This is a genomic window from Clostridium sediminicola (assembly GCF_050402865.1).
Taxonomy (GTDB): domain Bacteria; phylum Bacillota; class Clostridia; order Clostridiales; family Clostridiaceae; genus Clostridium_AF; species Clostridium_AF sediminicola.
Genome location: NZ_BAABMF010000017.1, coordinates 22882 through 35632, shown reverse-complemented (window position 1 = coordinate 35632; position 12751 = coordinate 22882). Strand labels below are relative to the sequence as shown.

9 protein-coding genes are annotated in these 12751 nt (G+C 29.9%); all 9 read left to right on the top strand.

The features are described 5' to 3' along the window. Positions 1-17: 17 nt before the first annotated feature. The 9 genes from ACQ3F0_RS20735 to yabN all read left to right on the top strand — a co-directional run bounded on the left by ACQ3F0_RS20735 (position 18) and on the right by yabN (position 12684). Positions 18-704, top strand: a complete 687-nt coding sequence (locus ACQ3F0_RS20735; protein ID WP_428867634.1) for a response regulator — start codon at positions 18-20, stop codon at positions 702-704. Beyond that, positions 704-2113: an ATP-binding protein gene (locus tag ACQ3F0_RS20730; protein ID WP_428867633.1), complete on the top strand. Its 1410-nt coding sequence runs from the start codon at positions 704-706 to the stop codon at positions 2111-2113. The genes ACQ3F0_RS20735 and ACQ3F0_RS20730 overlap by 1 nt, the downstream gene beginning before the upstream one ends. Before the next feature lie 185 nt (positions 2114-2298). Further along, the gene (locus ACQ3F0_RS20725; protein ID WP_428867632.1) at positions 2299-3480 is read left to right on the top strand and encodes a S1C family serine protease; all 1182 of its coding nucleotides are present in this window, start codon (positions 2299-2301) and stop codon (positions 3478-3480) included. 189 nt (positions 3481-3669) lie between these two features. Then, a complete protein-coding gene (pth, locus tag ACQ3F0_RS20720) occupies positions 3670-4242 on the top strand; it encodes an aminoacyl-tRNA hydrolase (protein ID WP_428867631.1) in 573 nt (190 codons plus the stop codon). Between the two features lie 18 nt (positions 4243-4260). Further along, on the top strand, positions 4261-7776 hold the full coding sequence (gene mfd, locus ACQ3F0_RS20715) for a transcription-repair coupling factor (protein ID WP_428867630.1): 3516 nt from the start codon (positions 4261-4263) through the stop codon (positions 7774-7776). Between the two features lie 53 nt (positions 7777-7829). Beyond that, on the top strand, positions 7830-8843 hold the full coding sequence (locus tag ACQ3F0_RS20710; protein ID WP_428867629.1) for a peptidylprolyl isomerase: 1014 nt from the start codon (positions 7830-7832) through the stop codon (positions 8841-8843). Between the two features lie 162 nt (positions 8844-9005). Continuing rightward, on the top strand, positions 9006-9560 hold the full coding sequence (gene spoVT / locus ACQ3F0_RS20705; RefSeq protein WP_428867628.1) for a stage V sporulation protein T: 555 nt from the start codon (positions 9006-9008) through the stop codon (positions 9558-9560). A 103-nt stretch (positions 9561-9663) separates the two neighbouring features. Beyond that, positions 9664-11217 carry a putative polysaccharide biosynthesis protein gene (locus ACQ3F0_RS20700; protein ID WP_428867627.1) on the top strand — a complete coding sequence of 518 codons (1554 nt, stop codon included), beginning with the start codon at positions 9664-9666 and terminating at the stop codon, positions 11215-11217. Between the two features lie 15 nt (positions 11218-11232). Further along, the gene (yabN, locus tag ACQ3F0_RS20695) at positions 11233-12684 is read left to right on the top strand and encodes a bifunctional methyltransferase/pyrophosphohydrolase YabN (RefSeq protein WP_428867626.1); all 1452 of its coding nucleotides are present in this window, start codon (positions 11233-11235) and stop codon (positions 12682-12684) included. Positions 12685-12751: the final 67 nt, after the last annotated feature.

Here is a 12751-nt window from a genome sequence, read left to right as displayed (position 1 = left end):
TTTGAGGAGGAATAATTTTGGAAGGAACAATGGGAAAAATATTAATCGTTGATGATGATGAAAATATATGTGAAGTTATAAAGATGTATCTAGAAAGTTCTGGATATATGACTAGAGTAAGTAATGACGGAAAAAATGCGCAAGAGGTATTCTTGGAGTTTAAACCTGATTTAGTGCTACTTGATATTATGCTTCCATATGTAGATGGGATAGATGTATTGAAATGGATAAGAAAAGAGTTCGAAACTCCTGCCATTATGCTTACTGCAAAAGGAGAAACTTTTGATAAAGTATTAGCATTAGAGTTAGGTGCTGATGATTATATTGTAAAACCTTTCGAACCAAAAGAAATGGTAGCAAGAGTAAAAGCGGTTATGAGAAGATATAACGTAGAAAGCACTGATAAAGAAGTACTAGAATTTGATAATTTAACTATAGATGTAAACTCTTATAGCGTTTTATATGAAAATAAAGAAATCAAGATGCCACCTAAAGAATTTGAATTACTATATTTTTTAGCAAGTAATAAAAAGAGAGTTTTTACAAGAGAACAATTGTTGTGTGAAGTATGGGGATATGATTATCCAGGCGATTCTAGAACTGTAGATGTTCATATAAAAAGGTTAAGGGAAAAAATAGAAGGCGGAAGCAATTGGAGCATAAAGACTGTTTGGGGAGTTGGATATAAGTTCGAGGTGGAATAATGAGGAAAAAAGGATTATTTTCTAAAATGGTTTTAACATATACACTTATTATTTCAATGAGTTTTGTGATTCTGGCAGCATTTCTCTCTTATTGGTTTGAAGGGTATTATTTTCAGCAGAGAAAAGAACAGTTAGATACAGAAGCACAGTATGTGGCTACAAGTTCGATAAATTACCTATACAATAAAATTAGTTCTCAAAGAATAACAGATATATTAAAATCTGTTGCAAGATATTCAGACTCAGATATTTTATTGATGGATACATATGGCTATCTGTATGCAACTTCAAAAGATGATTATCAGAACTTAATAGGTACTCAAGTCATAACAGAAGAATTATCTGATTTGCGTATGGGAAAAAGTGTTGAAAAGAGAGAAGTTTTTAACGAAACTTTTAAAATGCCGTCACATGTCTTTGAAATTCCTATATTTTATAATGATGTCTTTAAAGGAGTAATATTAATGAGTACTCCTATTAGTCATATAAAAGAACCGCTGCAAAAGGTTTATGAGATTATTTGGATATCTGCAGCAATTGCAATAATTTTATCTTTAGTAGTAATTCATTACTTCTCACAGAGAATAATTATCAGACCATTATCAAAAATCAATAGTGTGGCTGAAAAAATTTCCAATGGTGAGGTTGATAAAAGGGTTGATATACAGTCTAATGATGAAATAGGTGCTTTAGCGGATGCATTTAATACTATGGCGGATTCATTAGAAAAAGTTGAAATTAATAGAAAATCTTTTATAGCCAATGTTTCTCATGAGCTTAGATCCCCCATTACATCGATAAAAGGGTTCATAAGCGGAATTTTAGATGGAATTATACCAAAATCCAAAGAAAATTATTATTTGAATATAGTTCATGATGAAATTCAAAGGTTGACACGATTGATAAATGATTTACTAGATTTAAGTGCTATTGAAGAGGGGAAATTCAAATTACATATGATGGAAAACGATTTAAATGAGATAATAAAGGCTTCTGTGATAAAATTTGAAGCAGTAGTAAAAGCTAAAAAAATTAATATGGATGTATGGCTAGAAGATGATTTGAATGTGTTTGCAGATAGAGATAGAATTTCTCAAGTACTTACAAACTTAATAGATAATGCAATTAAATATTCTAATAATGAAGGATATGTTGAAATAAAAACAAAAACAAGAGGTAAGAAAGTATACGTGAGTATTTACAATGATGGGGCGAGTATCCCTGAAGAAGAACTCAGATATATTTGGGATAGATTTTATAAATCGGATAAATCAAGAACTGTAAAGGTTAGTACAGGTCTGGGATTATCAATTGTAAGAAAAATTATTATTGAACATGATGAAGAAATTTGGGTTGAAAATGGGAAAGATGGTGGAGTAACATTCTCTTTTACATTAAAAAAAGTGTAAAATGAAAGTTAACAAATTATAATAGTTTGTTCATATCTAATTCAGAATAATTTTCTATAATAAATACATAGACATACAACTTCAACTATAAATTAAAACAAGTCCAAGACTCATTGAAGCCTGAGCTTTTGTATATGTTTAGATTAAGTTTTAGTATGGTTTATCTTTAATTAGGAGGTGAATTGATGAATAGTAATAAAAATGATTTTGTCAAAGAAGATATTCAAAACGTTTCTTTTGAAGAAATTCAAGATCACCATTTTGGTAATATAAATTTTAAGAAAAGAAAAAGAAAATCTAAATGGATTAAGATTTTTTTAAGGGGAGTAATTTTTGTTTTGATAGCATCTTTGTCAGGAGCAGCAACTGCCTCTTTTATAGTAAATAAAAAAATCGACGAACTAAAATTAAAAGAAAGTGATAAAGTACTGAATGGAATAGTTGGGGTAAGTAATGAAGATTACTCAATAAATAAAGTGGCTGAAAAAGTAGGTCCAGCGGTAGTAGGAATTACAAGTATTTCAGACAATGAACTTATGGAGCAAAATAGTGTTGGTTCCGGAATAATATTTGAATCAAATGGGTACATTGTAACTAACTATCATGTTATTGAGGAGTTAGAAAAAGTATATGTTAAACTGCCTAATGGGAGAGATGCTATTTTAGCAAAAGTAATCGGAGTAGATAGTATTTCTGATTTAGCTGTTATAAAAATAGATGTTGGGAATTTACCAGCTGCTAAGCTAGGTGACTCTACCTCAGTAAAAGTTGGAGATACAGCAATAGCTATTGGGAATCCTTTAGGTGAAAAATTTGCAGGTACAGTTACTGCTGGAATAATAAGTGCTACTGATAGAAAAATAAGACTTCAAGATACAGTTTATAATGTTATTCAAACTGATGCTGCAATAAACCCTGGAAATAGTGGAGGGGCGTTGTGCAATATTAAAGGTGAAATTATTGGTATAAATAGTTTGAAAGTTAGTAATGTACTTAATAATACAGAAGGTATGGGATTTGCAATTAAAATAAATGAAGCAAAGAAAATCATTGATGAATTGATGGAAAGTGGGAGAGTATCAAGACCTAGAATGGGAATTCGATGTAGAACAGCTTTAAGAAGTGACTCTGAAGAAGTTCGAGGAGTATATGTAGCTGATGTTATGGAAGGCAGTGGAGCTGATGCTGCTCATATTAATGTCGGTGATATAATAGTGGAGTTTGATGAAAGTATAGTCGTGAAATTTGATGATTTAATTAGCATAGTTGAGAGTCATAATATTGGAGATAAAGTCTCCTGTAAAATATGGAGAGATAAAGAATATATTGATGTGGAAGTAGAATTAAAGGATTTTAAAGAGGAATAAAGCCCGTTAAACAGGGCTTTATATTTTTTTACTTTTAGGGTATTATGTTTATAGATAAAATACTGTGTAAGTTTATCTATAAACAATTCACAATTATGAATTCACAATGCACAATTGTGGATATCTTTAACTGTGAATTGTGAACTGTGCATTAAATATAGATTGTTGCTAGAGTTTGGAGGTAAGTATATGTATTTAATAGTTGGATTAGGAAATCCTGGTAAAAAATATGAACACACGAGACATAATATTGGATTTGATGCTATAGATTTATTGGAAGATGAGTATAATATTGAAGTCAATAGGAAAAAATTTAAAGGTATGTATGGAGTTGGAGATATAAAAGGGGAAAAAGTATACCTTTTAAAGCCACAGACATATATGAATTTAAGTGGTGAGAGTGTACGAGAAATAATGGATTATTTCAATATACCACTTGAAAAAATTATAGTTATATATGATGACATAAGTTTAGAAGTAGGTAAAATAAGAATCAGAAAAAAAGGAAGTGCTGGTGGGCATAACGGTATTAAAAACATTATAGCTCACTTATCTACCAATGAATTCTTGCGTATAAAAGTAGGGGTAGGAGGACCTGATAAAAATAGTTTAGTAAATCATGTTTTGGAAAACTTTTCAAAAGATGATAGAATAAGAATAGAAAAGACTCTTGATGCTGTTATATTAGCTACAGAAACAATAATATTAGATAATGTAGATGAAGCTATGAATAAATACAATGGGTTTACGCTAGATATCTAGTTTGTGAGGTGTTATGTAATGAGATTGAAAGGATTAATAGATCCTTTATTGAACAGTAATGATTTTATAAATATCATGGATGATATTAGAGAAAAAAGACTTCCTTTAGAAATAAATGGACTTTCGGATTCAGGTAAAGCTTATTTAATATATTCATTATTCCATAAAAGCGATAAATCAACTTTTATAATAACAAGTTCTGATGTTGAAGCCAAAAATATGTATGAAGACTTGTCTTTTTATTATCCTTCCGTTTATTTTCTGCCATCAAAGCCTGTAGTTTTTTACAACGTTTATGCTGTTTCAGGTGACTTGAGGTGGGAGCGTTTAAAAGTCATAAAAGAAATATTGAATAATAAAAAGAAAATAATTATTACTAGTATAGAATCTATGATGGCTGCGTGTGTATCTCCAGAATTGTATAAGAAAAATACAGTGAAAATATCTTTAGGAGATGTAATTAATGTAGATGAATTAGTCCAAATATTAATAGACAGTGGTTACAGACGTGTAAATATGATTGATTCAAAAGGCCAATTTTCTATTAGGGGTGGCATAATAGATATTTACTCTCCGGTAGAGGCTCTTCCTTATAGAATAGAATTATTTGATGATGAAGTTGATTCTATAAGAAACTTTAATATTGAATCTCAAAGAAGTATAGAAAAAGTAAATAATATTGAGATTTTTCCAGCAAAAGAACTTATACTAACGGATAATGAAATAGCTAAAGGAGCAGAAAGAATTCAAAAGGATTTTGATCATCTGATTCAAAAATTATCAGATGATGAAGATATTGATAAGACTAGTAAATCAATAAATAGAAATCTTGAGTTGTTAAAGGAACATAGAACTTTCGATACTATAGAAAGTTATTTGCCATATTTTTATGATAACACGTATACTCTATTTGATTATATGAAAGACTTCATAGTAATTTTAGATGATGAAGTTAGAACTCTAAATAGAGCTAATAGTGTATTTTTTGAATTTCAAGATGATTATAAAAATTATTTACAAAGAGGTAATGTACTTCCTAAACAAGCAGAACTAATCTCTGATAAAGAAAGTTTTTATAGTTATTTACAAAATACAAACCTTGTAGCATTTAATCCAATAGCTAAGTCAAGTTCTCAAAATGAATTAATGAAAAGGAGGCACTTGAGATTTGAACAAATAACTTTGAGTGGCTACCAAGGAAAAATGGATTTACTTATAGAAGATATAAAACGAATGCAATCTAAGAATTATAAGACTATTATTTTATCAGGTACTAGGCCAAGAGGAGAAAGACTTGCGAGTAGTTTGAGAGAAGAAGGCTTAAACTGTGTTTATAAAGATAAAATTGAAAAAATAGATTCAGGAAAAGTTGTTATAACATTTGGGAATCAACAAAAAGGATTTCAATATCCGGATTTAAATATTTGTGTTATTTCTGATAAAGATATTTTTGGTAAATCAAGAAAAAAATCTAAGAGAATCAAAGGGAAGGGTATTTCAAAGATAAGTAGTTATACAGATCTCAAACCTGGAGATTATGTTGTACATACCAATCATGGAATAGGTGTATTCAAAGGGATAAAACAATTAGATGTTCAAGATTGTAAAAAGGACTATCTAGAGCTTAAATACAATTCAGGGGACAAACTCTATGTTCCTGTTGATCAACTGGATTTAGTACAAAAATATGTTGGTTCAGAAGGGAAACAGCCTAAAGTCAACAAATTAGGTGGTAATGAATGGAGTAAATCAAAGAAAAAGGTTAGAAGAGCAATTAATGAGATTGCAGAAGATTTAGTTAAACTTTACGCTATAAGATCAACCCTTAAAGGGCATAAATATAACAAAGATACAGTATGGCAAAAACAATTTGAAGAAGAATTTCCATTCCAAGAGACTCCAGACCAATTACAAGCCATTGAAGAGATAAAAGATGATATGGAATCAAATAAAGTTATGGATAGGTTATTATGTGGAGATGTAGGCTATGGTAAAACAGAGGTTGCCCTTAGAGCTGCTTTTAAAGCTGTTATGGAAGGAAAACAAGTTGCTATATTAGTACCAACTACTATACTTGCAGAGCAGCATTATAATAACATAATTAAAAGATTTTCGGATTTTCCTGTTAAAATAGATATGATAAGTAGATTTAGAACACCAACTCAACAAAAGAAAACTCTTTTAGAAGTAAAAGCTGGAAATGTAGATGTTTTAATTGGAACGCATAGAATTTTGCAGAAGGATGTACAATTCAAGGAATTAGGTTTATTAGTAGTTGATGAGGAACAGAGATTTGGGGTTACACATAAAGAGAAAATTAAAAACTTAAAGAAAAATATTGAAGTATTAACACTTACAGCGACTCCAATACCAAGAACCCTTCATATGTCATTGACAGGAATAAGAGATATAAGTGTTATTGAAACACCTCCAGAAGAAAGATATCCTGTTCAAACATATGTTGTAGAATTTAATGAACAGTTAATTAGTGATGCTATATTAAGAGAATTAGATAGAGATGGGCAAGTATATTTTGTATATAACAGAGTGGAAACTATAAAAGAAATGGCAGTATACTTAAATAATCTTGTACCTGATGCGAGAATTGCTGTTGCTCATGGTCAAATGAAAGAACGAGAACTTGAAAAAGTAATGTTAGACTTTATGGATAAAAAATATGATATACTACTTTGTACAACTATCATCGAAACCGGGCTAGATATCCAAAATGCTAATACAATGATTATATATGATGCAGATAAGTTTGGATTATCCCAACTTTATCAGCTACGGGGACGAGTGGGTAGAACAAATAGAATTGCATATGCTTATTTGACATATAAACCTGACAAGATATTGTCTGAAGTTGCTGAAAAAAGATTGAAAGCTATCAAAGATTTTACTGAATTAGGTTCTGGATTCAAAATAGCGATGAGAGATTTAGAGATAAGAGGTTCAGGGAATGTTATTGGTAACTCACAGCATGGTCAAATGGCTTCGGTTGGTTACGACTTATATTGTAGAATGTTAGAAAACACAATAAAGATGCTAAAAGGGGAAATTGAAAAAGAACCAATAGAAACTACTGTTGATCTAAAAATAGATGCCTTTATTCCTGAGAGATATATATCAGATGAAATGCAAAAAATAGAAGTGTATAAAAGAATTGCGTCTATTGATTCAGAAGAAAGTTTGATGGATATTCAAGAAGAATTAGAAGATAGATTTTCAGATATTCCAGATTCTGTTGATAATCTTATGAAAATAGCTTTGTTAAGAAGTATAGCGAATTCTTTAGGTATCGAAGAGGTAAAAGAAAAAAATAATGAAGTAATCATAAAATTTGAAAACAATAATCACTTTAGTGGAGAATTTATAAATGGCATACTCCAAGAATACAGTAATTATATAGTTTTCAGTTTAGGTGATAAACCTATTATTAATTTTGAATTGAAAGAAGTAAAAAAAGAATTTTTAGTTAATATTTTGAAAGAATTCTTTGAACATTTAAAATCACTTATTGAAACAAAATAATTTTGTGGTAGAATTAGTTTATGCATAAAAAACTGAAAACGGAGGAAAGTAAATTGAAGAATATAAAAAAAATAGTTGCAGCCTGTCTATTAGGTACGTTAGTGGTGACTACAGCAGGTTGTGCTTCTATAGAAAAAACACAAGCGGCTATAGATAAAACAGTCATAGCTAAAGTTAATGACGAAGAAATAACTAGAAAAGATTTGGATAGTGATTATGAAGTTGGAGCTATTATTGAAAAAACGAAAGAGCAATACGGTGAAAACTATAAAGATAATAAAGAAGCTATGGAATATTTGAAAAGTCAAAAATCAAGAGTTTTAGAAAATATGATTTTAGAAAAAATTCTTGTTGCAGAGACTGAAAAAAGAGAATTGATGCCTACAGATGAAGAAATTAGTGAAGGTGTAAACCAGCAAATAGAGGCAATCAAAAGTCAATATGATGACGAAGCTAAATATTTAGAAGATTTAAAAGCACAGGGTGCAAGTGAAGAAATATTAAAAAATTATTTTGAAAAGACAATAATATTCAAAAAATTACAAGAAGATATTCTTAAGGATGTTAAGGTAAGTGAAGAAGAAGTTAAAAATCAATATGATAAATATAAAGATAAATATCCAGCAGATAATGAAGATCCTACAATGTTAGCTTTATCACACATTTTAGTAGCAACTGAAGATGAGGCAAAAGAAGTTAAGAAAAAATTGGATGATGGAGCTACATTCGCTGATATGGCTAAAGAATATGGAACTGATGGAACAAAAGATAATGGTGGAGAATTAGGAGAAGTTCCTGCAAATACTACTAGTTTCGATGCTGACTTTATGAATGGAGCATTAGTGTTAAAAGAAGGAGAAATATCTGATCCTGTTAAAACTCAATTTGGATATCATCTTATTCAATGCACTAGTAGAAAAGAAAAGCCAGCTAAAGCCTTTGAAGAAGCTAAAGAATATATAGAATATGAACTTTTAATTGCAAAGCAAAATGAAGCTGTTAATGTTGCTTTAGAAGAATTAAAAGAAAATGCGAATATAAAAAAATATGAAGATAAACTTATCTAAATAATGATGCCTTACAGGGATTCTTAAAAGTAAAATAAGATCCTTGAAGGCATCATTTTTTTAGTATAAAAATTAATGCTATACAAATGTGTATAAAATTTCATATTTGTACGGATAATAATATCGAAATAGATTTTTAATAATTAAGGAGGTAAATTCTAGATGAAAGCCACAGGTATTGTTAGAAGGATAGACGACCTAGGAAGAGTAGTAATACCTAAAGAAATAAGAAGGACTCTAAGAATAAGAGAAGGAGATCCTCTAGAAATATTCACTGATAGAGAAGGAGGCGTTATACTTAAGAAATATTCACCAATTGGAGAATTGAGTGATTTCTCAAAAGAGTATTCAGAATCTCTACATTCAACAATTGGGAACATAATTTTAATAGCGGACAAAGACAGTATCATTTCAGCTAGTGGAGCACCAAAGAAAGAATATGTAGACAAAAAAATAAGTGCAGAATTAGAAAAGATTATGGAAGAAAGACAGACTGTAAATATGGGGGAAGGTTCAAATAAATTCGTCCCAATAATTGACGATGAAGAGTTCGAAGGCAAATATTCATCTCAAGTTTTTTCACCAATTATTGCTGAAGGAGATGCTATTGGAGCAGTTATGATAGTATCAACAGAAGATAAAGTTAAGTTTGGTGAAATGGAAGAAAAAATGGCTGAAACAGCAGCTTCTTTTCTAGGAAAGCAAATGGAACAATAAATGGCGGGTTACTGCCATTTATTTTTGTAATAAAACCCCTCTAAATTTAATATAAATGCTATAGACAAAATACCATATATAGATAAAACGCGGAGGGATGAAATTGAAAAGACAATCTTTATTTAAAGGTACGTTAATACTAGGGATGGCAGGAGTTTTTGCCAGATTTATCGGAATTTTTTTTAGGATACCTCTTACAATTTTAGTAGGTGATGAGGGAATAGGGTATTATCAAATGGCATATCCTATGTATATGTTTTATATTGCGCTATCATCAGGTATCCCTTTAGCAATGTCAAAAATAATATCTGAAAGAATTGCAGACAATGATGAAGTAGGTACGCTTAGAGTTTTTAAAGAAGCTTTATTATTAATGTTTTTAATAGGTATTGGTACGAGCTCATTTATGATTATTTTTTCCAAAAACTTAATAAACATATTTAAATGGGATATAAAAGCATATTACTCTTTAATAGCATTAGGAATAGCTCCTATATTTATATCCATTATGGGTGTATTTAGAGGGTTCTTTCAAGGATTGCAGAACATGACACCTACTGCTATTTCACAGATTTTAGAGCAAATTGGACGTGTTGTTATAGGGATAGGGTTAGCAATACTATTGCTCCCAAAAGGTGTAGAATATGCAGCAGGAGGAGCTACTTTAGGAGCGGCAGCTGGTGGTATTCTTGGAACTATGTTTTTATTTAGTAAATACATAAAAATAAGGAAAGAATTCAAAGTAAAAAAAGTAGGATATGATCCAAAAGTAATGAATACTCTTCTAAAGCTTGCTATACCAATCTCTTTAGGTGGAGCAGTTGGAACAATAATGAATTTGATTGACTCAATAATAGTCCCACAAAAATTATTAAAAGCGGGGTATTCCCTAAAATCAGCAACAGTATTATATGGCCAATTAACAGGAAAAGCTTCTGTATTATCAAATGTCCCTTTGACTCTATCAGTGGCTTTATGTGCTTCTTTGATTCCTATAATCTCAGCGGCATACTCACGGGGGGATTTTAAAAAAGTAAAATACAACATTACAAATGCACTTAAGCTTTCGGTTTTAATAGCTTTACCAGCAATGTGTGGACTTTACATATTATCAAAACCCATAATGGTACTTATTTTTAGAGGTCAAGCTGGAGGACATGATATTTTAAAATATGCTTCTTTGGCTATTCCATTTATTATTTTGACTCAGTCTACTACAGTAATATTACAAGCTACAACATCAAAGATAATGCCGATAATAAATCTATTAATAGGTTGTGTAGTAAAAATAATTTTGGCATCTATATTAATTCCTAGACCAGAAATAAATATTTTTGGTGCAGTTATTAGTACAATGGTAGCTTATTTTACTTCGTTTAGTTTAAATATGTTTTTGATAAGAAGAAAATTAAATATTAAAATTAATTTTTATGAAATTTTAATAAAGCCAGCATATGCAGCAATTTTAATGTCGGTTATGGTTGTCTTTACCTATACAAAGTTGTATAATCTAACAATGAGTAATTCATCAGCTTGTGTACTGGCAGTATTTACAGGTATAATAGTATATGGATTATTTATATTAATATTTGGAGTTTTTGACTATAGCAAAGCTAAGAAAAGGCTAGGAAAAAAGCTTTGTAAGAAAACTTCATGATTGTGAGGGAAAAGCATGATTAAAATTGTAGGTTTAGGCCCTGGGAATATCGACGCATTGACAATAGGAACATTAAAACTATTGAAAAATAACGAAAATATTTTTTTTAGAACGGAAATACACCCAAACGTAAAAGAGCTAAAAGAAAATGGAGTGAATTATAAAAGTTACGATTTTTTATATGAGAAATCAGATGATTTTGATTACGTTTACAGTGAAATTGCAAATGATTTAATAAAGCAGCATGAAAAATCCGGAAACATTGTATATGCTGTACCGGGACATCCGTTAGTAGCAGAAAAGTCAGTGAATTTATTACTAAAACTTTGCAAGGAAAAGAACGTTGATTTTGAGATTTTACCCGCTGTAAGTTTTATAGATGCAATGATAGAAAGTTTGCAGATTGATCCTATTGGTGGATTAAAAATTATCGATGCATTTGATATAAATAATCAAATTTATGATAAAAGAGTTGACACTGTTATAACACAGGTATATGATAAATTTATCGCTTCTGAAGTTAAGCTTAAATTATGCGAGTATTACAAGGATGACACAGAAATTTATTTTGTTAGAGCGGCTGGAGTAAAGGGGCTTGAAAGTATAAGAAAAATTTATCTTTATGAACTTGATAGACAAGAAGATATTGATTATTTGACATCGGTTTATATTCCAAAAGATTTAGATAATACTAGGGATTTTTATGATTTGCTAAATATTATGGAAAAACTCAGGGGAGAAGATGGCTGTCCTTGGGATAGAGAACAAACCCATGAATCTATTAAAAGATGTTTTATAGAAGAATGTTATGAAGTTCTTGAAGCTATAGATAATAAAGATGTTGATGGAATAATTGAAGAATTAGGCGATGTACTCCTACAAGTGGTATTTCATTCACAGATAGGTAAGGATGAAGGATATTTTAGTGTAAATGATGTTATTGAAGGAATAAGTAATAAATTAACCATCAGACACCCACATGTTTTTGGAAACACTAAAGTGAAAGATTCAGATGATGTATTAGTGAACTGGGAGAAGATTAAAAAAGTTGAAAAAGATATTAATTCCTATACAGAGGAACTAAAAAGAGTTCCCCAAAATTTGCCAGGTTTAATAAGGGCTGAAAAAGTTCAAAAGAAAGCTGCTAAAGTTGGATTCGATTGGGATGATGTATCTTATGCATTTGATAAAATAATTGAAGAATATGAAGAAGTCAAAAAGGTATATAAATCCCAAAATAAGGCAAAAATACAAGAAGAAATAGGAGATTTAATATTTACTTTGGTAAATGTGGCAAGATTTCTTGACATTGACCCCGAGTTTGCATTAAATTATACTATAGAAAAGTTTATTTCAAGATTTCAATACATAGAAGAATCAGCTTTAAAGACTGGGAAAAAATTAGAAGAAATGAATTTGGAAGAAATGGATAAACTTTGGGAAGAAGCAAAAAAGAATAAATATTAAAATTTTGAAAAAATTTCTTCAAAAAGAAGGATTTTTAAATAAAAAAAAGAATAAAACTTATATCTTT

Excerpts from the sequence above, each read along its gene's own strand:
- ACQ3F0_RS20730 (WP_428867633.1), top strand. The coding sequence starts at position 704 with ATGAGGAAAAAAGGATTATTTTCTAAAATGGTTTTAACATATACACTT.
- ACQ3F0_RS20725 (WP_428867632.1), top strand. The coding sequence starts at position 2,299 with ATGAATAGTAATAAAAATGATTTTGTCAAAGAAGATATTCAAAACGTT.
- pth (WP_428867631.1), top strand. The coding sequence starts at position 3,670 with ATGTATTTAATAGTTGGATTAGGAAATCCTGGTAAAAAATATGAACAC.
- mfd (WP_428867630.1), top strand. The coding sequence starts at position 4,261 with ATGAGATTGAAAGGATTAATAGATCCTTTATTGAACAGTAATGATTTT.
- spoVT (WP_428867628.1), top strand. The coding sequence starts at position 9,006 with ATGAAAGCCACAGGTATTGTTAGAAGGATAGACGACCTAGGAAGAGTA.
- yabN (WP_428867626.1), top strand. The coding sequence starts at position 11,233 with ATGATTAAAATTGTAGGTTTAGGCCCTGGGAATATCGACGCATTGACA.